Origin of the sequence: Kerstersia sp. (assembly GCF_052103615.1) — a bacterium.
Taxonomy (GTDB): Bacteria; Pseudomonadota; Gammaproteobacteria; order Burkholderiales; family Burkholderiaceae_B; genus Kerstersia.
In genome coordinates this window covers 26369-46842 of record NZ_JBQEKA010000017.1, presented here as the reverse complement: position 1 = coordinate 46842, position 20474 = coordinate 26369, and the positions used below count along the sequence as shown (strand labels likewise).

Annotated in this window: 20 protein-coding genes; 15 read left to right on the top strand and 5 right to left on the bottom strand. The window is 62.1% G+C overall.

Translation table 11 applies throughout. The annotated features are described in order from the left end of the window. The coding region (gene dctP / locus ACTJGZ_RS06435) for a TRAP transporter substrate-binding protein DctP (RefSeq protein ID WP_441662114.1) at positions 1-426 on the bottom strand (426 nt) is incomplete at its 3' end. 121 nt (positions 427-547) lie between these two features. On the opposite strand from dctP, the gene ACTJGZ_RS06430 reads away from it, so the two are divergent. The 4 genes from ACTJGZ_RS06430 (at position 548) to ACTJGZ_RS06415 (ending at position 4480) form a co-directional block, all read left to right on the top strand. Next, positions 548-2608, top strand: a complete 2061-nt coding sequence (locus ACTJGZ_RS06430) for a sensor histidine kinase (RefSeq protein WP_441662113.1) — start codon at positions 548-550, stop codon at positions 2606-2608. Positions 2609-2690: 82 nt separating this feature from the next. Next, entirely contained in the window at positions 2691-3305 is a 615-nt protein-coding gene (locus ACTJGZ_RS06425) for a response regulator transcription factor (protein WP_441662119.1), read from the top strand. Beyond that, entirely contained in the window at positions 3302-3667 is a 366-nt protein-coding gene (locus ACTJGZ_RS06420; protein WP_441662112.1) for a pyrimidine dimer DNA glycosylase/endonuclease V, read from the top strand. Before ACTJGZ_RS06425 ends, ACTJGZ_RS06420 begins: the two co-directional genes overlap by 4 nt. A 165-nt stretch (positions 3668-3832) precedes the next feature. Continuing rightward, complete coding sequence (locus tag ACTJGZ_RS06415; RefSeq protein ID WP_441662111.1) at positions 3833-4480, top strand: OmpA family protein; 648 nt, start codon at positions 3833-3835, stop codon at positions 4478-4480. A gap of 148 nt (positions 4481-4628) precedes the next feature. Here ACTJGZ_RS06415 and ACTJGZ_RS06410 read toward each other — a convergent pair whose 3' ends face one another. Next, positions 4629-5012 (bottom strand): winged helix-turn-helix transcriptional regulator, encoded by a 384-nt coding sequence (locus tag ACTJGZ_RS06410; RefSeq protein WP_441662110.1) that lies wholly within the window; start codon positions 5010-5012, stop codon positions 4629-4631. Between the two features lie 115 nt (positions 5013-5127). Between ACTJGZ_RS06410 and ACTJGZ_RS06405 the strand changes: the two genes are divergently transcribed. Further along, positions 5128-5877: an SDR family oxidoreductase gene (locus tag ACTJGZ_RS06405; RefSeq protein ID WP_441662109.1), complete on the top strand. Its 750-nt coding sequence runs from the start codon at positions 5128-5130 to the stop codon at positions 5875-5877. Between the two features lie 92 nt (positions 5878-5969). On the opposite strand, the gene ACTJGZ_RS06400 is transcribed toward ACTJGZ_RS06405, so the two are convergent. Continuing rightward, the gene (locus ACTJGZ_RS06400) at positions 5970-6893 is read right to left on the bottom strand and encodes a lysine exporter LysO family protein (RefSeq protein ID WP_441662108.1); all 924 of its coding nucleotides are present in this window, start codon (positions 6891-6893) and stop codon (positions 5970-5972) included. A gap of 370 nt (positions 6894-7263) precedes the next feature. Next, positions 7264-8187: a YicC/YloC family endoribonuclease gene (locus ACTJGZ_RS06395; RefSeq protein ID WP_441662107.1), complete on the bottom strand. Its 924-nt coding sequence runs from the start codon at positions 8185-8187 to the stop codon at positions 7264-7266. A gap of 112 nt (positions 8188-8299) precedes the next feature. On the opposite strand from ACTJGZ_RS06395, the gene rph reads away from it, so the two are divergent. From rph to ntrC, 6 genes are all read left to right on the top strand, one after another. Further along, the gene (rph, locus tag ACTJGZ_RS06390; protein ID WP_441662118.1) at positions 8300-9040 is read left to right on the top strand and encodes a ribonuclease PH; all 741 of its coding nucleotides are present in this window, start codon (positions 8300-8302) and stop codon (positions 9038-9040) included. Then, the gene (gene rdgB, locus ACTJGZ_RS06385) at positions 9037-9690 is read left to right on the top strand and encodes an RdgB/HAM1 family non-canonical purine NTP pyrophosphatase (protein WP_441662106.1); all 654 of its coding nucleotides are present in this window, start codon (positions 9037-9039) and stop codon (positions 9688-9690) included. The genes rph and rdgB overlap by 4 nt, the downstream gene beginning before the upstream one ends. Positions 9691-9716: 26 nt before the next feature. Beyond that, entirely contained in the window at positions 9717-10937 is a 1221-nt protein-coding gene (hemW, locus tag ACTJGZ_RS06380) for a radical SAM family heme chaperone HemW (RefSeq protein WP_441662105.1), read from the top strand. 167 nt (positions 10938-11104) lie between these two features. Continuing rightward, the gene (gene glnA / locus ACTJGZ_RS06375) at positions 11105-12514 is read left to right on the top strand and encodes a type I glutamate--ammonia ligase (protein WP_441662104.1); all 1410 of its coding nucleotides are present in this window, start codon (positions 11105-11107) and stop codon (positions 12512-12514) included. Between the two features lie 61 nt (positions 12515-12575). Further along, positions 12576-13634: a nitrogen regulation protein NR(II) gene (gene glnL, locus ACTJGZ_RS06370; RefSeq protein WP_441662103.1), complete on the top strand. Its 1059-nt coding sequence runs from the start codon at positions 12576-12578 to the stop codon at positions 13632-13634. Then, positions 13634-15121, top strand: a complete 1488-nt coding sequence (ntrC, locus tag ACTJGZ_RS06365; protein WP_441662117.1) for a nitrogen regulation protein NR(I) — start codon at positions 13634-13636, stop codon at positions 15119-15121. Before glnL ends, ntrC begins: the two co-directional genes overlap by 1 nt. A 141-nt stretch (positions 15122-15262) precedes the next feature. Here the strand turns inward: ntrC and ACTJGZ_RS06360 are convergent, their stop codons facing one another. Continuing rightward, the gene (locus tag ACTJGZ_RS06360) at positions 15263-15730 is read right to left on the bottom strand and encodes a GatB/YqeY domain-containing protein (protein WP_441662116.1); all 468 of its coding nucleotides are present in this window, start codon (positions 15728-15730) and stop codon (positions 15263-15265) included. Positions 15731-15956: 226 nt separating this feature from the next. Here ACTJGZ_RS06360 and ACTJGZ_RS06355 point away from each other — a divergent pair, with 226 nt between their 5' ends. The 4 genes from ACTJGZ_RS06355 (at position 15957) to ACTJGZ_RS06340 (ending at position 20464) form a co-directional block, all read left to right on the top strand. Continuing rightward, complete coding sequence (locus ACTJGZ_RS06355) at positions 15957-16736, top strand: ferredoxin--NADP reductase (protein ID WP_441662102.1); 780 nt, start codon at positions 15957-15959, stop codon at positions 16734-16736. Positions 16737-16866: 130 nt separating this feature from the next. Next, a complete protein-coding gene (locus tag ACTJGZ_RS06350) occupies positions 16867-17253 on the top strand; it encodes a Rid family detoxifying hydrolase (RefSeq protein ID WP_415831992.1) in 387 nt (128 codons plus the stop codon). A gap of 22 nt (positions 17254-17275) precedes the next feature. Continuing rightward, entirely contained in the window at positions 17276-19366 is a 2091-nt protein-coding gene (gene recG / locus ACTJGZ_RS06345; protein WP_441662101.1) for an ATP-dependent DNA helicase RecG, read from the top strand. 150 nt (positions 19367-19516) lie between these two features. Then, positions 19517-20464 carry a LysR substrate-binding domain-containing protein gene (locus tag ACTJGZ_RS06340; protein ID WP_441662100.1) on the top strand — a complete coding sequence of 316 codons (948 nt, stop codon included), beginning with the start codon at positions 19517-19519 and terminating at the stop codon, positions 20462-20464. Positions 20465-20474 lie beyond the last annotated feature (10 nt).

The following is a 20474-nucleotide window of genomic DNA, read 5'->3' as shown; positions in this document are numbered from 1 at the left end:
CGCCAGGCCGGTGATGCCCTTGGGCTCCAGCTTGGCCAGCAGGTCCTTGCCCACCTCGCCATCGGTGACCTTACGCAGGTCATCCTTGCTCTGGAAGATATACGGCAGGTCGAAGATTTCGAATTCGCGCACACCCAGCGGGCCGAACTTCGCCAGCGACGGCGCCAGCATCTGCACCGCACCCAGTTGCAGCGCTTCCAGTTCTTCCTTGTCCTTGTAGAGCTGGGAGTTGGGATAGACTTCGACCTTTACTTTTCCATCCGTGTATTTCTCGGCCAGTTCCTTGAAGCGGTCAGCGCCCTTGCCCTTGGGGGTATCGGGGGCGACGACGTGGCTGAACTTGAGGGTGATGGGGGCCTGGGCATAAGCGCCCGCGCTGGCGAACATCATGGCCGCAGCAAAGGCGATGGAAAGACGAGTTTTCATTGTTTCCTCCTTGGTTATTGTTCCCGGTGACGGGTTTCCCTGAATTTATTTTTTGAAACAAACGGGGATAGTGGGGGAGAATAGAAGGATCACTTTTCCGTCGCTATTGTGGATTTCCGAAGTGTCTAAACAAGACCCCTTGTTTCCCTCGCTGTCCGGCTGGCTGGGGCGCCGGCCCATGGACGGGCTGGCGTCGGCTGCGCCGCTGGTGGCAATCCTGATGATTGGGGTGCTGATAGGCTTGTTTCTTTGGATGACGGAAAAAGAGCGGCGCCAGGAATTGCACATCAATTTGCTGCGCGATACCTTGTGGGTGGAACAGGCGCTGCGCTTTCAGCTGGGCACGCACCAGGACAATTTACTGCGGCTGGCGGCGGATCTGGCGGTGCAGGCGCCGGTGATCGACAAGGATTCCCTGTCGCGCATGCGCCACCTGGTTGCCAACCATGCGGAACTTCTGCAGATTACCTGGCTGGATAGTGACGGCGAAGTCCGTGCAGCCATACCACCGCATGGGCAGGCCGATGTCGGCGCCAGCGGCAACCGGCCAGCGCAAGAGGCCTGGCCGCTGCTGGGGGTCGCCGCGCCGGCTTGGAGCCCGCCAAGCAAGCAGGATGGCAGGCTGTTGTCATTCCTGCGCCTGCCCGTCAACCGTGAGGACGGCAGCACGGAATTGCTGGAAGCCACGCTGGCGCTAGACGAGCTGCTGGCCACTCAGGTGCCGTGGTGGATTGCCGAGCACTACCAAGTTTCTTTGACAGGACTGGACGGCGAGCCATTGGTCAAGAAATCCAATGCGGTTGGCGAACAGACCGGCAACCAGCAGCATTCCATGTCTTTCGACCCGCCGTTTCATGGCATCTTCCTGACCTTGGCGCCGTACCGGGCGCCGCGCAATCCACTGCACATGCTGCTGGTGGCCGGCATTGTCGGGCTGGCCTTGCTGACAATCGTCAATCTGGGCCTGCTGGCCATGCATTTCAAGCGCCGCCGCCAGGCAGAACAGGCATTGCGCAATGAACAGCTGTTCCGGCAAGCCATGCAGGATTCGGTGACCGTCGGTTTGCGGGCGCGCGCGCTGGACGGGCGGCTGCTGTTTGCCAACCCGGCGTTTTGCCGTATGGTGGGTTGGCCGGCGGAGGAAATCATCGGCATGATGCCGCCCATGCCATGGTGGCGCCCCGATATGCTCAATGAGATTCAGCAGCGCCATCTGGCCCAGCACACGGTGCCTAGAGCTCATAGCTTTGAAACCGTGTTTCAGCGCCGCGACGGCATTTCTATTCAGGTCATGGTGTATGAAGCCCCGCTGATCGACGATAAAGGTGTGCATGTAGGCTGGATGGCATCCATTCTGGATATCTCTGACCGGCGCCAGGCCGAGGCCCAGGCCAGCCGCCAGGCAGACCGCCTGCAACAGACCGGCAGGCTGATTACCATGGGCGAGATGGCCTCCACGCTGGCGCATGAATTGAATCAGCCGCTGGCTGCCATTGCCAGTTATTGCGCCAGTTGCCAGAATCTGCTGGCCAAAGGCACGGCGGATCGCCAGTTGCTGGCGACTCTGCTGGAAAACCTGGCGTCGCAGAACCGGCGGGCAGGCCTCATCATCCGCCGTATTCATGATTTCGTGCGCAAACGCGAGCCCGTGCGCGAGCAAGGCGATCTCACCCGCCTGGTGTGCGATACGGTAGGGTTTGCCGAAGCGGATGCCTTGCGCCAGGGGGTCAGGCTGCGCTGCACAGCACGCGCCGAGCCAGCCATCCTGGTCCGGGTTGATCCGGTGCTGATTGAGCAGGTGCTGCTGAACCTGATCCGTAACGCCATTGAAGCCACGCTGGAGCATGGCTGCCAGGATGCGGTGGTGGATATCGCGCTGGAGTATCAGGACGATTGCTGTATCGTCTCGGTGGCAGATCATGGCGCGGGGGTGGCGCCGGAAATGATGGAACGGATTTTCACGCCTTTTGCGACCACAAAAAAAGCCGGTATGGGCATGGGGCTCAATATTTGCCGTTCCATTCTGGAACAGCATCATGGACAGCTCTGGTTTGAAGCCAGGGCAGGGGGCGGAGCCGTATTTTTGTTTTCATTGCCGGCCTGGCAGGAAGACATGGCGGCAGCGGATGCAAGCCCGCATGAGCCCGTGACGGGCACGACAGGAGGCGGGGCAGATGCATGATACCGGGGCACAAGACAGACAGGAGAGCGATGCCGCAAGCGGCGCGAGCCTGCCGCCCGCGACACCAGAGGAGAAGGATGTGTTGGTACATATCGTGGATGACGACGCCGCCATTCGTGATTCGCTGGCCTGGCTGTTTTATTCGCGGGGCATCGCGACCCGGACCTGGAGTTCGGGCGAAGCGTTTCTGGATGCCTGGTCGCCGATGCTGGAAGGCTGCATTCTGCTGGACATCCGCATGCAGAATATGTCGGGGCTGGAAATGTTCGATCATTTGCAGGCCAGGGGCGCGCTGCAGCCGGTCGTGTTTCTGACGGGCCACGGTGATTTGCCCATGGCGGTGGACGCGTTGAAACGCGGCGCGGTCGATTTCATTGAAAAGCCGTTTAATGATAATGATCTGGTGGACCGCATGCTGGATGCCATCAAACATGGCCGGCGGCAACGTGAGCAGCGTCTGAGGGCGCTGGACAGAGACCAGAAAGTGGCCACGCTTTCCATGCGTGAGCGTGAAGTGCTGGAGAAAATACTGGCGGGCTTGCTCAATAAGCAGGTGGCGGATGAACTGGGGGTTTCCATGCGTACCGTGGAAGTTCACCGGGCCCGCATTCTGGAAAAAATGGGCGCGCGCAATGTGGTGGAGCTGGCGCGTTTGTTTGGCGCCGACGATTGGCAGGATAAGGAGCAAGAGGCATGACACGCATCAACTGTGTGCCGGCCGAGGAACTGACGCAGCAGCATCTGGTTGCCGAATATCGGGAATTGCCGCGTGTCTTCGGTCTGGCGCGCAAGGCGCGCGAACGCAATGATCCGCGTCGCCAGGATCGTTATGTCCTGGGGACAGGGCATGTGCTGTTTTTCTACCGGCGCCTGGGCTATCTGGCGGACCGCTACGATGCCTTGGTGCGTGAAATGCAGGCGCGGGGCTATAAACCCAATTTCACCGCCAGTTTGCGGGAGGTGCATGCGGACATCCCGGCAGATTGTTGGGGGGGCTGGTGCCCGGATGCCGAGGCGCTGGCCTTGAACCGGCAGCGCATCAAAGAGCGCGGCGGTTGAGGCGGGCCTGGCTGGTTCGCCAGGATTACGCGTAAATGTGAAACTTGGTGAAAGCACCAGGCCCAGGCTGCGCTGGGGGCAGGTGGATCAGGTTATCCTTGGCAAGCATCTGCTGCCGGTGCGCAGGCCTGCATGCCGGTTTGATTGGCTAAGGAGATCCACGAGATGAAACAGAACCATAACCGTAAATTCGCCGTGGCGGCGCTGGCTGCGATTCTGCTGGCCGGATGTGCCTCGTCGCAGCAGAACAATACTTTGCTCGGTTCGGGCGCGGGCGCTGCGCTGGGCGCGGGTGTTGGCGCGCTGATCGGCGATAGCAGCAAGGCTGCCTTGATCGGTGCCGGCATTGGCGCGGTCGCGGGCGGCGTGGCCGGCTATAACTGGGGCGGCATTAAGCAGGATGTCGAGCAGTCGGGCGCCACCGGCCTGGGGATAGACGTGACGGAGCAGCCCAACGGCACGCTGAAGGTCAATATTCCGGCCAGCGCCGGTTTTACCTCTAGCAGCGCAGCTTTGCAGCCGGCTTTGCTGCCAGTGCTGGATAGCGTAGCGCGTGCCTTGGTGCAGCACCCCGAAGTGCGCGCCAAAATCATCGGCAATACGGATAACACGGGCGCTGCCGCCTATAACCAGAAGCTCTCGGTCGAGCGCGCCCAGAGCGTTTCCACCTATCTGCAGCAGCGTGGCGTCGTCCAGCAAGACCTCACCGTCGAAGGCCGCGGGTTCAGCGATCCGGTCGCCAGCAATGACACCCCGGAAGGCCGGGCCGCCAACCGCCGTGTGGAGATATATCTGTACGCGGTACAGCAATAAGCTTGGCCAAGGGTTGGCCCGGGGAACCGGGCCAGGTGGCAAAGCATTTGAAACGGCCCTGAGAGGGCCGTTTTTTTATCGTTGCTTTCTTCACTTTGCTTGCGGCCGGGTCTGCAGCGCCTCCCTGTGATACGCGTCGCTAGCTGCCTTAGTTCAGGCTTTCCTCCGCCAGTTTGTGGCCGTTTTCACGCATCCAGCCAGCCAGTGAGTCCAGCGTGGGGCGCAAAGACAGGCCCAGCTCGGTAATGCGGTATTCGACTCTGGGCGGCACTTCTGCGTACACCCGGCGCTCTACTAGGCCGCGGTGTTCAAACAGGCGTAATTGCCGGGTGAGCTCTTTCTGCGTAATGGGGGCAACAGCGCGTTGCAGTTCGCTGAAACGGACTGCGCCGCCGATGATCATCAGCCGGTAAAGAATGGGAATGGCCCATTTGCCGGAGACTAATTTGACGAAATTCACCATCGGGCAGGGCGCAGGCATGCCGTCCGGCGCGTCCAGGGCAGGGGTGCGGATTTCAGGGCTTACGGGCATGGCGGTATGTTCCAAAAGTAGCTTTCCGGTATTTTAGTATCAAATTGGTGCCTACTATGCAAAGGATACTAATGGAGGAAAAATAGCGTCTCCATTCATTGAAAAGGAAGCGCACATGAACAGGCTGCAAGGGAAATATGCCCTGATTACCGGGGGCAGCAGCGGGATTGGATTGGAAACGGCGCGGCAGTTTCTGGCGGAAGGGGCTCAGGTTGCCATTACCGGGCGTCATGCCCAGGCGCTGGCGCTCGCGCGGCAGACGCTGGGAGACGAAGTGCTGACGTTGGTTTCAGATGCCGGGGAGGCCGAGAGTCAGGCGGTGCTGGCGGATCGCCTGGCGCAATCGTGGCCGCGTCTGGATGTGCTGTATGCCAATGCTGGCGATGTGACTCATCGGCCGCTGGCGGACTGGGATGAGGCTGCCTGGGATCGTGTCATGGCCACGAATCTCAAGGGACCGTTTTTTCTGATCCAGGCCTTGTTGCCCTTGCTGGCCAATCCGGCATCCGTCATTCTGTGCGGTTCGACCAGCGCCCATATCGGTTTGCCTCAAAGCAGCGCGTATGCCGCCAGCAAGGCCGGTCTGTTGTCACTGGCCCGCACTTTATCGGCAGAGCTGGCGCCGCGCGGCATCCGTGTGAACGGGCTGAGCCCGGGGCCGACGGAAACCCCTGCGCTGGGAAAATTGGGGCTTTCCGCAGGACAGCAAAGCGCCATGCAGGAAGAGATCCGCAGGCTGGTGCCCATAGGCCGCATGGGCACGCCGTGGGAACTGGCGCAGGCGGCCGTGTTCCTGGCTGCCGATGAATCGCGTTTCGTGGTCGGGACCGAGCTGCTGGTCGATGGCGGCGTGGCCAATCTCTAGGCTCAGGGGCAGGCGCCAAGCACGTCTGCCAACAACATCTGCACTGGCACGGGCTGCACTTAGCCGCCCGTGCCAGTGCGGCGGCAGAGGGGTCAGCCCGCCAGAAAGGCCATGATCATCAAGGGCGCCAGCACCGTCAGGATGAAACCGCTGACCAGCGCCAGGGGGACAATATCCGGGGCGCAGGTCTGCTTGACGATAGGCAGGGTCGTGTCCAAGGCAGTCGCGGCGGCGCTGCCGACGGCAGGCAGCGGATAACGCATGCCGGCCATATAAAGGATAACGATGGCCAGCAACTCGCGCAGCAGGTCTGTCATCAGGGCGATGGTGCCGTAATCCTGGCCCAGCGCATCGCCTATCATGACGCTGGACAGTGAAAACCAGCCGAAGCCCGAGGCCAGCGCGAGCGCGGTCTGGAGCGCTTCGCCTGTGACCCAGGCGGCGGCGCAGGCGCCCAGCAGCGACCCAAGCACGACCAGCAAAGGAGTGGCGAAGGCCTTGAATGACCAGAGCCGGCCTTTCAGATCCACTTGGCCCAGGTCAACGCCGACCAGCACAATCAGGATCAGCAGGAGTGTCCAGCTCGAAGGCAGGGGATGGGCGTCGGCAACGCTGGCGGGCATCCAGACGAATGCCAGCCCGCCCAAGGCCACCATGGACAAGGCGATGCCGCATTCTTTGACCGGTTGCCAGAATGTGGCGGTCTGAGTCTGCGCTTCAGGGCGCGGCGCCGGTATTTGGCTGCGGGTCCGGCGCAGCAGCAGCCAGATGAGCAGGCACGGCACCAGGGTAGTGAACAGCGCCAGCACGCTCGCCTTGTAAAGTGCGCTGCCCAGTGCCTGCACGGACGAGAGCACGGCGCCGAATTCCATGCCGATCAGAAACAGCAGCAGCCAGACCAGCGGGCCGATCAGGCGTATCAGGCCGCGGCGCAGCATGTGCGGCAGAACGTGGCTGGCGGCCCAGCCGCCCGCCAACGCGCCGACAATAGGCATCAGGGAGGAGAGTGCGGTCATGGCAGACGCGCCTTGAAGAGCGCCTCGGTTGTCAAAACCTCGGCGGGCAGAATCCCAGTGGGCAGAGCCTTCGCGGCAAGGGCAGAAACCGTCTGGCGGGTTATGCAATGAGGGAGGGCCGGGTGCCTGGGCGCGATACTGTGGCGCGGCTTGGCAGCGAAAGTCAGGCGTGAATCGAAAGAGAGAGCAGGCAAGATAGCAAAATGGCGAATGAGGCCAAGGAAGATGAAGTCGGCCAACAACATAACAGAAGAAAAAGACAGTTTCCCGCTTGCTGCCAGCCAGTCGGCAGGCGCTGGCGATGGCCAACAGCGCCGCTAGCGGCAATTCATGTGGCGGTTTGAGGCTAGCGGCTGGCAGGGGCAGCGGATTATTCCAGATTGGCGGCCTGTTCGCGCAGTTGTTCGATCAAGAGTTTCAGATCCATGGCGGCGCGAGTCACGCTGATGTCGCCCGCTTTGGAACCCAGTGTATTGGCCTCGCGGTTCATTTCCTGGAATAGAAAATCCAGCCGTTTGCCCAGACTGCCGCGTTTGTTGGTGCTGTCCTGGCGGCCTGCCAGCATGTCTTCCAGCTCCGCCAGGTGGGTATTCAGCCGGGCCAGTTCTTCCGCGACGTCCACACGCAGGCTGAAGAGCGTGGTTTCCTGCGCCAGGCGTTCGCTCAGTTCGGCGCCGGTGATTTGCGCAAAGCCGCCGGGGGCCGCGCTTTCCAGCGTTTCACGCAATTTGTCGCTCAAGCGCTGGCGGTAGTTGGCCAGAATGCCGGGCATGGCAGCTTCCACCTGGCCGACGATGGTTCGTATCGCAGCGGCATTTTGCTGCATGACGGCCCGCAGGCGTTCGCCTTCGCGTTGCCGGTTCTGGCTGAGCTGCGCCAAGGCGTCGGCTGCCGCGGCCAGGGCGGCGGCAGGCCAATCCTGCTCGTCGGGCGCCGCCGGGGCGTGCAGCAGATTCTGCAAGGCATAGAGGTCGTTCAGGCCAGGTTCGCGCAAGCCAGGGAAGTAGCGGCGCGCCTGTTGCTGCTGTTCGGCGGCCTGCGCCAGAAAGTCCGGGTCCAGCACGCTGTGGCGCTGCGTGCTGCGGCGGGCATAGGCGACACGGATTTCGACTTTGCCGCGTTGCAGCGCTTTGCCGATCTGCTCGCGCAGCGGCGCTTCGATCTGGCGCAGTTCGTCCGGCATGCGGAAATGCAGGTCGAGAAAACGGCTGTTGACGCTGCGGAGTTCGACCGACAGGGTGGCGGTGGCGGCTTCAGCGTTGGCGCTGCCGAACGCGGTCATACTTTGAATCATGCGGGACAACCTTGAAAAAATGCATGGCCTGTCGGGCTGGCCGGGTGCCAGCAGGAGCAGGGGCTTCTACAATGTAGGGAATTCTATCTGTTGGAGTGTTCTGGTGTCAGAGATATCGTCTTCCCTGTTGGTGCGCCGTCCTGTGGGTCGGGAGGCAAACAGCCTGCGTCCGGTTTCCGTCGAGCGCGGCTTTTCTCCTTATGCGGAAGGCTCTGCGTTGATACGCATGGGCGGGACGCATGTTTTGTGCACCGCCAGCGTGCTGGATAAGGTTCCGCCGTTCCTGCGTGGCCAGGGCCGTGGCTGGGTGACGGCGGAGTACGGCATGCTGCCGCGCGCGACCCATACGCGCGGTGACCGTGAGGCGGCGCGCGGCAAGCAAAGCGGCCGCACGCAGGAAATTCAGCGCCTGATTGGCCGCAGCCTGCGCGCGGTGTTTGATTTGGAAGCCCTGGGCGAGCGCACTCTGCATCTGGATTGCGATGTCATCCAGGCTGATGGCGGCACGCGTTGCGCCAGCATTACCGGCGCCTGGATTGCGGCTGCCGATGCGGTGGACTGGCTGTTGCGCGAAGGCAAGATCGAGCGCATGGCCGTGACGAGCCAAGTGGCTGCCGTATCGGTGGGCCGGGTGGAAGGCCGGGCCTTGCTGGATCTGGACTACCCGGAAGATTCAGGCTGCGACGCCGACGTCAATGTGGTGATGACTGGGCAGGGTTGCCTGGTAGAAGTGCAGGGCACCGCCGAGCGCGAAGCCTTTAACCGCCGAGAATTCAATGAATTGCTGGATCTGGCCGAGCTCGGCATCGGCCAGTTGTTTGAGATCCAGCGCCAGTCCAGGAGCGCCGTATGAGCACCCGTGATACCGCTGCAGACATTCGTCATGGCGCGCCAGGCCCCGGCGGCCTGAGCCGCTTGGTTCTGGCGTCGGGCAATCCCGGAAAAATCCGGGAGTTCCGCCGTTTGTTCGATGCTTATGGCATTACGCTGATTCCCCAAGGGGAGCTGGATGTGCCGGAAGCGCCGGAGCCGCATTGCACCTTTATTGAAAATGCGCTGGCCAAAGCCCGCCACGCCAGCAAACTAACGGGCTTGCCCGCGCTGGCGGATGATTCCGGTCTGTGCGTGCCGGCTTTGGATGGCGCGCCTGGCGTGTTTTCCGCGCGTTACGCCCAACTGCAGGGCGGCGAAAAAAACGATGCGGCCAATAACGCCTGCCTGGTGCAGGCCCTGGCGGAGCAACCGGACCGGCGCGCCTTTTACGTTGCGGTATTGGCGCTGGTGCGTCATGCGGAAGACCCGCATCCGCTGATCGCCGATGGCGTCTGGTACGGGGAAGTGGTCGATACGCCGCGGGGTGAGCACGGATTCGGCTACGATCCTCATTTTTTCCTGCCGCAGCAACAACAGACGGCCGCTGAAATGGCGCCAGAACTCAAGAACAGCATCAGCCATCGCGCGCTGGCCTGGCAGGCCCTGGCGGCCAAGCTGGCCGCTGCCTGAGCCGCTGACGGCAAGCATTCATCTTCATGGCTACTGTTATACCCATTATGCCTGCGGGCCTGTCGCGGCGAGAGCTGCGGCAGGCGCAGGCCACAGTGCTGCAGGCCTTGCCGCCGCTGGCGCTGTATATCCATGTTCCCTGGTGCGTGCGCAAATGCCCGTACTGTGATTTCAACTCGCATCATGCGCCGGCGGTCGTGCCGGAAGCGGAATATCTGGCCGCGCTGCGCAGCGACCTTGAACAGACGCTGCCGCAGGTCTGGGGCCGCCAAGTCATTTCCGTATTCATAGGCGGGGGCACGCCCAGCTTGCTGTCGGCGGGCGCCGTCGATGAAATGCTGGGCATGATACGCGCCTACCTGAAGCTGTTGCCGGACGCCGAGATCACGATGGAAGCGAACCCCGGCACGGTAGAGGCGGGCCGCTTCAATGCCTATGCGCGCAGCGGGGTGAACCGGCTGTCACTGGGAGTGCAGAGCTTTGATGATGCCTGTCTGAGCGCCCTCGGGCGCATTCACGACGGCAAACAGGCGCGCACGGCCATTGCGCTGGCGATGGATGCGGTGCCGCGCGTCAATCTGGACTTGATGTTTGCGCTGCCAGGGCAGGATGAGGACGGTGCCAGGCGCGACATCGATACGGCGCTGTCATTTGGCACCGGGCACTTGTCGCTGTATCACCTGACGCTGGAACCCAATACGGTTTTCGCCAAGTATCCGCCGCCTTTGCCGGATGACGATGCGGCGGCGGCCATTCAGGAAATGTTGCAACAGCGTGTGGCGCAAGCCGGCTATGAGCAATATGAGGTCTCGGCCTATGCGAAAGCAGGGCAGCGCTGTCAGCACAATACCAATTACTGGGAGTTTGGCGATTACCTGGGCATAGGGCCGGGCGCGCACGCGAAAGTCTCTTTTCACGACCGTATCCTGAGAGAAGCGCGCACCCGCAGCCCGGAGCAATGGATGCAGCGCGCTTTGGCGGGAGATGGCTCGCATATTGCCAGCAGCGAGGTGCTGTCGCCCGCTGATCTGCCATTCGAGTTCATGCTCAATGCCTTGCGCCTGCGCGCCGGGGTGCCCAGCGCCAGCTTCAGTGCGCGGACGGGCCTGCCATTGGCAAGCATTCACGCGGCCTTGCGCCGCGCCATGAATAAAGGTTTGCTGGATGCGGACCCCTCGGTGTTGCGCGCATCCCCGTTAGGGTGGCAATTTTTGAACGATTTACTGGAAATGTTTTTGCCGGAGTGATCCAATCCGGTGCAGTGATCCATATTGGTGCTGGTTTTGCACTGATATGGTGCGTTTTGATACACGAATATCAGTGCGGCCAGCGCAAAAAGCTGGCACGCTAATTGCTTGATAGGGACTGAACGCGCAGCGTGGCGGCGCGCGGTACTCACCTCATTGGAGATAACATGGCTACGCCTCAAGATGTGCTCAAGACAATTTCGGAATACGACGTCAAGTTCGTCGATTTCCGTTTTACCGATACGCTGGGCAAGGAACAACACGTTTCGGTGCCGGCGCATCGTGTAGAAGAAGAAACCTTCGAGACGGGCCAGGCTTTCGACGGTTCGTCGATCGCGGGCTGGAAGGGGATTGAAGCCTCCGACATGGTGTTGATCCCGGACGCATCGACGGCTCACCTTGATCCGTTCACGCAACAGACCACGCTGATCCTGACTTGCGATGTGATCGACCCGGCCGATATGAAAGGCTATGACCGCGACCCGCGTTCGCTGGCCCGCCGTGCCGAAGCCTATCTGAAATCCAGCGGCCTGGGCGATACCGCCTTCTTTGGCCCGGAGCCCGAATTTTTCGTCTTCGACGGCGTGTCCTGGGATGATGGTCCTTCCGGCGCGTTCTACAAGATTGCTTCCGATGAGGGCGCCTGGTCCCGCGCCAATGATGCCAGCAGCAACTACGGCCACCGTCCGCGCGTGAAGGGCGGCTATTTCCCGGTGGCCCCGGTGGATTCCTTCAACGACATGCGCGCCGAAATGTGCATGCTGATGGAAGAGCTGGGTGTGCCGGTGGAAGTGCACCACCACGAAGTCGCAGGCCCCGGCCAGCTGGAAATCGGCACTCAGTTCAGCACGCTGGTGCAACGCGCCGACTGGACGCAAATCATGAAGTATGTGATCCACAACGTGGCGCACAACTATGGCAAGACGGCCACCTTCATGCCCAAGCCCATCATGGGTGACAACGGCTCCGGCATGCACGTTCACCAGTCGATCTGGAAAGACGGCCAGAACCTGTTCGCGGGCAATGCCTATGCCGGACTGTCGGAATTCGCGCTGTATTACATCGGCGGCATCATCAAACACGCCCGTGCGCTGAATGCCTTCACCAACCCTGGCACGAACTCGTACAAGCGCCTGGTGCCGCACTACGAAGCGCCGGTCAAACTGGCCTACTCGGCCCGAAACCGCTCCGCTTCTATCCGTATTCCGTACGTCGCCAACCCGAAGGGCCGCCGCATCGAAGCGCGCTTCCCGGATCCTCTGGCCAATCCGTACCTGGCGTTCTCCGCGCTGATGATGGCGGGCCTGGACGGCGTGCAGAACAAGATTCACCCCGGCGATCCCGCCGACAAGAATCTGTACGATCTGCCGCCGGAAGAAGACGCGAAGATCCCGACGGTTTGCGTCTCGCTGGAGCAAGCGCTGGAATCGCTGGATAACGACCGCGAATTCCTGACGCGCGGCGGGGTGTTCAGCAATGCCATGATTGATGCCTACCTGGGCTTGAAGCAGGGCGAGGTCAACCGTTTGCGCATGGTGGCGCATCCGGTCGAATTCGATATGTACTACAGCCTGTAAACACGGCAGGCGGCATGCGCTTCGCATGCCGCTGCGCCATCGCCCCGGGGAGCCGTCCATCATGAATCTCGATGCATTGGATCTGTTGGCCTGCTCCGTCTTGTTGATTGATGCGCAGGGGCGGGTGGCGCATGCCAATGGCGCGGCAGAGGATGTCTTTGGGCGCGCCCGCAGACGGCTGGCCGGCATGCCCGTAGAGCAGCTGTTTGTCGAGGCGGCGGATATCCGGGCGGCAGTGACGGCCTCCCAGGCCGATGGTTTTGCGGATCTGCGTTTGCATCTGCAGGCCCGCCGGGGGCTGACGGAAACGCCTGCGGTTGCGGTCACGGTGCTGACCCTGGCCGTCCAGCCTTGGCCGACCCTCATCGAAGTGCGGGAGGTCACCCAGGCGCAGCTTGCTGACCGCAGCAATCAGCTGCATGCCAGTTTGCAGGGCCAGCGCGAGCTGCTGCGCAATCTGGCGCATGAAATCAAGAATCCCTTGGGCGGGCTGCGCGGCGCTGCGCAGTTGCTTGAGGCCGAACTGCCGGATCCTGCCTTGCAGGAATATACCCAGGTCATTATTTCCGAAGCCGATCGCCTGCAGGCGCTGGTGGACCGTCTTGCCGCTTCCCAGCGTATTGCCGCCGTCAGGCGCAGGCCCACCAATATTCATGAAGTCTGTGAGCGGGTCTGCGCGCTGATAAGCGCCGAGTTTCGCGACGCTGTCCTGGTGCAGCGCGATTATGACGCGTCCGTGCCGGAAATCATGGCAGATGCGGAGCGCCTGATACAGGCCTTGCTCAACGTGATGCGCAATGCCGCGCAGGCGCTGACGCAGCCCTTGCAGGTGCCGGATGCGCGCATTACCTTGCGCACCCGCGTCATGCGGCGCGTCATGATAGGAGGACGGCAGGAACGCATGGCCCTGGCAGTCTCCGTCATCGACAACGGCCCGGGTGTGCCGGACAGCATTCAGGATAGGGTCTTTCACCCCCTGGTGACGGGCAGGGCCAGCGGCACCGGGCTGGGGCTCAGCCTGGCGCAGGATTTTCTTCAGCAGCATGATGGTGTGATCGAGTTCCGTTCCGAACCCGGCAACACCGAGTTCTGCCTGGTATTACCCATGGAGCTAGCGTGATGAAATCGGTTTGGATAGTAGATGACGACCAGGCGATTCGTTGGGTGCTGGAAAAAGCGCTGGCGCGCGCCGGAATCGTGACGCGCAGCTTTCCCGGGCCGGAACGCGTGCTGCAGGCGCTGGCGCAGGAACAGCCCGATGCGCTGGTCTCCGATATCCGCATGCCGGGCGGCGACGGGTTGGGCCTGCTGGGGGAAATCAAAGCGCGCCATCCGGCTTTGCCGGTCATCGTGATGACTGCCTATGCGGATCTGGAAAGCACCGTGTCGGCATTTCAGCATGGCGCTTTCGATTACCTGGCCAAGCCTTTCGATGTCAATGATGCGGTCGCCCTGATCCAGCGCGCCACGCAGGACAGCAAGCGGGCGCAGCCGGCGCTGGGCGAAGCGGCGACCTTGCCGGTGGATCAGCGGGTCATGATGATGCGTTCCGCGTCAACGGCCATGCAGGAGGTGTTCCGCGCCATCGGCCGCCTGGCGCAATCACGCGCCACCGTGCTGATTACAGGCGAATCCGGCACTGGCAAAGAATTGATCGCGCGCGCATTGCATAGTCACGGTTCGCGTGCCGCGGCGCCATTCGTGGCGCTGAATGCCGCCGCAATTCCGCGTGATCTGCTGGAGGCCGAGCTATTCGGCCATGAGCGCGGCGCCTTTACCGGCGCCAGCCAGCTGCGCCGGGGTCGCTTTGAAGAAGCTGACGGCGGCACGCTGTTTCTGGATGAAATCGGTGATATGCCGCTGGAATTGCAGACGCGCTTGCTGCGGGTGCTGGCCGAAGGCAGTTTTTACCGTGTTGGCGGCTCGCAGCCGGTCAAAGTTGATGTGCGCATTATCGCCGCGACGCACCAGCCGCTGGAACAGCTGGTGGCGCAGGGCCGGTTTCGCGAGGATCTCTTTCACCGCCTGAATGTGATACGGCTGCGTTTGCCGCCGCTGCGTGAACGGCGTGAAGATATTCCGGCATTGACCGAACATTTCCTGGCCCAGAGCGCGCGCACCTTGGGCGTGGCGTCCAAGACACTGACGCATGATGCCATGCATGCGTTTTGCCGTTTTGATTTTCCCGGCAATGTGCGGCAACTGGAAAATTTCTGCCATTGGCTGACCGTCATGGCGCCCGGACAAATGGTGGGCCTGGAAGACTTGCCGCCGGAAATCAGCGCGGCGCGGGCGCAGCAGGCCCAACAGCGGGTTCAGGGGGCCAGCATGGCCCCGCCAGTGCAGGGCGGGCAGCCGGGGCCGGCGTCAGACCCCCTGGCAGCAGATACCTGGCACACCGGCTTGCGCCAGGATGTCCGGCAACGCCTGGCGCGCGGCGAGTTCGACATCATGGCCGTGCTGACCCGGCAGTTTGAGGAAATCCTGCTGCAAGCAGCGCTGGATGCTTGCCGGGGCCGGCGCATCGAGGCCGCTGCCCGTCTCGGGATAGGGCGCAATACGCTGACGCGCAAGCTCAAGGACTGGGAAGAAACGGGGCTGCTGTAAGCCTGCCTGCCTGCCGATGCCGATGCCGATGCCGATGTCGATGCCGCGCAGCGAGCAGAGCGCAAGCAGGCGCGGCAAAGAAAAAGCACCCTGAGGGTGCTTTTTCTTTTTGGCGCAATGATTCGTGCCGCTGCGGGCGAATCAGGCTTGCTCAGCCAGCTTGGTTTTCACCATCGCCGACAACTGCGCCATATCGGCGCGGCCGGCCAGCGCGGCCTTGAGATGCGCCATGATTTTGCCCATGGCGGCGGGGCCGCTTGCGCCCTGAGCCAGCGCGTCCTTGACGGCGGCATCCACGGCAGCCTCGATTTCGGCGGCATCGGCTTGCTGCGGCAGGAATTCCTGCAGCACCACAAGTTCCGCTTCTTCGTGCTCGGCGGATTCGGTGCGCCCGGCCTGCGAGAAAGCGGCTATCGACTCACGGCGCTGCTTGACCTGCTTTTCAACGATGCGCTGGATCGCGGCATCATCGGGTTCTTCGCGGGTGTCGATTTCCACCTGCTTGATGGCAGCCTGCAGAAAACGCAGGGTTCCAAGGCGTGCGCTATCCTTGGCGCGCATGGCCGCCTTGATTTCATCCATGATCCGGGCTTTGAGCAATGCTGACATGATGATTGGTGTCGTGTCTGTGTGGTTCAAGACAGCATCATACTACCGGCATGGACAACCGGCGCGGACCACCGGCGCGGCAGCCGGGGCGGGCGGCATCCTTAGATGCCAGGGGCATATGCTTATTGCGCACCATTCTTATTCCCAACCGGCGGCGCGTAAGTTGATAAAATGCCCGCACTTTCATCAATTCGCTGTATGGCAGCAAAGGTTATTCATCTACAACATGGCAGCCTTCAACAATGAGCGCGTGCTCAGTGTGCATCACTGGAACGACACCCTGTTCTCATTCCGCACCACGCGCGATCCCGCCTTGCGGTTCCACAACGGCCACTTCGTCATGATTGGTCTGGAAGTCGAGGGCAAGCCCCTGCTGCGTGCCTACAGCATTGCCAGCGCCAACTATGAAGAGCATCTGGAGTTCTTCAGCATCAAAGTGCAGAACGGCCCGCTGACCTCGCGCCTGCAGCACTTGCAGCCGGGCGATACGCTGCTGGTCAGCAAAAAGCCGGTCGGCACCCTGGTGGCGGATGATCTGCGCCCCAATGGCCGGAACCTCTATTTGTTCGGCACAGGCACGGGCCTGGCGCCGTTCATGAGCATCATCAAAGACCCTGACGTCTATGAGCGCTTTGAAAAGGTCGTGCTGCTGCACGGCGTGCGCTGGGTCAGCGAGCTGGCTTATGCTGACTACATCGAGAAAGAATTGCCGGACAACGAATTCTTCGGCGATATCGTGCGCGAAAAGCTGATCTACTATCCGACGGTCACGCGCGAACCGTTCCGCAACCAGGGCCGTGTGACGGAAGTGGTCGAAAACGGTCAATTGTTCGAGACCATCGGCCTGCCACCGCTGGATCCTGCGGTGGATCGCGCCATGATTTGCGGCAGCCCTTCGATGCTGCAGGACGTCAGCGCCATGCTGGACAGCCGGGGCTTTGTCATTTCCCCGGGGGTAGGCCAACCCGGCGATTATGTCGTGGAACGGGCCTTCGTCGAGAAATAGGCCTGCCAGCCCGCTTGCGCGCTGGCCCTTGCGCCGGTCTTATATATAATCGTTACGCCGCCGGCCTTGTCGGCGGTGTCTATCCTGTCAGGCTCCCGGGGGGAGTCCTGCGGCCACGCGAGAGAACAACATGAGCAAGCAAATCATTCACACCGATGCCGCCCCGGCAGCGGTCGGCCCGTATTCCCAGGCAGTGGCTGCCAGCGGCACGCGTACGGTATTCCTGTCCGGTCAGATCGGTCTTGAACCGGGTACCGGCGAAATGGTCTCGGAAAATTTCGAAGCCCAGGTCCGGCAGGCCTTTGCCAATATGTCGGCGGTGATCGAAGCGTCTGGCGGCACGCTGGACAACATTGTCAAACTGACCTTGTTTCTGACTGACCTCAGCCGGTTTGCGGCAGCCAACGCCATTATGGCGGAAATCATTCCGCAACCGTTCCCGGCCCGTTCTACCGTCGGGGTGGCCAGTCTGCCCAAGGGCGCGCAATTCGAAGTTGAGGCGATTCTCGTCATCTGAACGGGGAGCCGCCGCCGTTTCCATGCAGACAGAAGCACCGTCTGGCAAGAAGGGACGCCAGGGCGCCCGGGGTGGGCGCCCGTCGGCGGCGACGGTTGCCGGGCGCCTGGAGCGCCTGGGCTTACGCCGTCCTGAAGATTTTGCGCTGCATTTGCCGCTGCGCTATGAAGATGAAACCCAGATCGTCGCCATTGCTCAGGCTCGCCCTGGCGCAGTGGCGCAGGTGTCGGGCACAATCACCCGCAATGAAGTGTTGCTGCGGCCGCGCCGCCAGTTGAGCGTGACGCTGACGGACGACAGCGGCAGCATGACCCTGCGCTGGCTCAATTTTTATCCGAATCAGCGCAAACAGGTCGAAGAAGGAGCGCAAGTCCGGGCAATAGGCGAGGTGCGGGGCAACCTGTTCGGCAAGGAAATCATCCATCCGCGCATCGTCGCGGCCGGGCGTGAGTTGCCGCAAGCACTGACGCCGGTGTACCCCACGACGGAAGGCTTGTCGCAGCCGGTATTGCGTAAAGCGATTGCCGAGGCATTGCCGCGCGCGCGCCTGGATGACATTTTGCCTGCCCGCCTGCGGGAATCGCTGGACTTGATGGATTTGCACGAAGCCGTCATGTTCCTGCATGCGCCCGAGCCAGGCGCGCCTTTGGCCTCGCTGGAATTCCGGACGCATCCGGCCTGGCGCCGGGTCATGTTCGATGAAATGCTGGCGCATCAGCTGTCCATGGCGGCAGCCAGGGCGGCCCGCTTGTCTAAGCGGGCGCGGCCGCTGCCGCTGCGCCAGGAAGACGATTCCCTGAGCCGCCGTTTGCTGGCCCGTTTGCCGTTTGCCTTGACGCAGGCGCAGCAGCGTGTTGTGGCAGAGATTGCCGGGGATCTGGGCCGTACCCACCCCATGCATCGCTTGTTGCAGGGCGATGTCGGCAGCGGCAAGACGGTGGTGGCGGCGCTGGCTGCGGCGCAGGCGATAGACGCAGGCGCTCAGGTCGCCCTGATGGCGCCGACCGAGCTGCTGGCGGAACAGCATTTCCGGAAATTGGCGGATTGGCTGGAACCGCTGGGCGTGCCGATTGCCTGGCTGAGCGGCAGCCAGAAAACCAAAGCCCGGCGCGAAGCCTTGCAGGCCATTGCGGCGGGCCAGGCGCCGCTGGTCGTGGGCACGCAGGCGCTGGTGCAGGATCATGTGGATTTTGATTGTCTGGGCCTGGTGATTGTCGATGAGCAGCACCGCTTCGGTGTGGGCCAGCGTCTGGCGCTCAGCCGCAAGGGGGAAGACGATGCAGCGGCGGAAGTGCCGCATCTGCTGAACATGAGCGCGACCCCCATTCCGCGCACCCTGGCCATGGCGCATTTTGCCGACCTGGATGTGTCTGTCATTGATGAGTTGCCGCCGGGCCGTACGCCGGTACGCACCAAGCTGGTCGAAGAGGGGCGGCGTGAAGAGGTCATCGCCCTGGTCGCCCAGGCTGTGCGCGAAGGCCGCCAGGCGTATTGGGTTTGCCCGCTGGTGGAAGAAAGTGAAGCCCTGGCCTTGCAGACTGCTGTCGATACCCATGCAGCGCTGAGCGCCGCGCTGCCGGATCTGGCCTTGGGGCTGGTGCATGGCCGTCTGAGCGCGGCGGAAAAAGCCGTGGTCATGGACGCATTCCGGGCTGGCGAGGTAGATCTGCTGGTGGCGACGACGGTGATTGAAGTGGGGGTAGATGTGCCGAATGCCTCGCTGATGGTGATTGAGCATGCCGAACGCTTTGGGCTGGCGCAGCTGCATCAGCTGCGCGGCCGGGTGGGCCGCGGCGCGGCGCAGTCTGTTTGTGTATTGCTGTACCAGGGGCCCTTGTCGGCGCATGCGCGGGACCGCCTGAAAGCCATGTATGAAACCAACGATGGCTTCGAGATTGCCCGGCGCGATCTGGAGCAGCGGGGCCCGGGCGAGTTCCTGGGCACCCGGCAATCCGGCATGGCGATGCTGCGTTACGGGGATACCGAACAATTCCCGGAGCTGGCGGAACAGGCACGGGATGCAGCGCGCCAATTGTTGCGGGAAGCGCCCGGCGTGGCGCATGAGCACTTGGAGCGCTGGATGTCGGGACGGGAAGACTTTCTTAGGACTTGAGGTGCCGGGGGCAGGGCGCTTGGGCGGGCAAGGGCAGCAATCCTGGCGCCCGACGGCGCCAGATGCCATATCATGTGTAGAGGAAACGGCGATACCAGTGATCGCGGCGCCGTTTCATGGGCGATCAAGTATTAAATAGCGGAAATTTCAATGACCTTGACCGAGTTGAAGTACATCGTCGCAGTTGCCAGAGAGCGTCATTTCGGGCGTGCGGCCGAGGCGTGCTTCGTTAGCCAGCCCACGCTGTCCGTGGCGATTCGCAAGCTGGAGGATGAGCTGGGCGTGGCGATTTTCGAGCGTGGCAGTTCGGAAGTCGGCGTGACGGCGCTGGGTGAGCGGATTGTCGCGCAGGCACAGAAGGTGCTGGAAGAAAGCGCCTACTTGAAGGAAATCGCGCAGCAAGGCCATGACCCGCTTTCCGGGCCGCTGCGCGTTGGCGTGATCCATACCATCGGGCCTTATCTGTTGCCTTATCTGGTGCCGCGCCATATCTCCAGCATTCCGCAAATGCCCCTGCTGCTGCAGGAAAACTTTACGGTACGCCTGGTGGAACTGTTGCGCCAGGGGGAAATCGACTGCGCCATCATGGCCTTGCCGCTGCCGGAAACCGGCCTGATGACGCGTCCGCTGTACGATGAGCCGTTCGTGGTTGCTGTGCCGGTCAGCCATCCCTGGGCAGGCCGAGAGTCGATAGATGCCAATGATTTGAAACAGGAAACTATGCTGTTGCTGGGGCATGGGCATTGCTTCCGTGACCAGGTGTTGGGCGTCTGTCCGGAAATGTCGCGTTTTTCCGCAGCGGCAGACGGCATTCAGCGATCCTTTGAAGGGTCTTCCCTGGAAACCATCCGCCATATGGTGGCCTCGGGCATAGGCATTACTGTGCTGCCGATCACGTCGGTGCCCAAAGATACCGCCAGCACTCCCTTGTTGCGTTACATACCGTTCCGCGCGCCGGTGCCTGACCGCCGGGTCGTGCTGGCCTGGCGCCGCAGTTTCCCGCGCCAGGCGGCGGTGGATGCGTTGGCGCGTACCGTCTATGAGTGCGGGATGCCCAACGTGAAAATGCTGGAAGAAAGCGAGATCGAACAAGTCTGATTTCACGGCG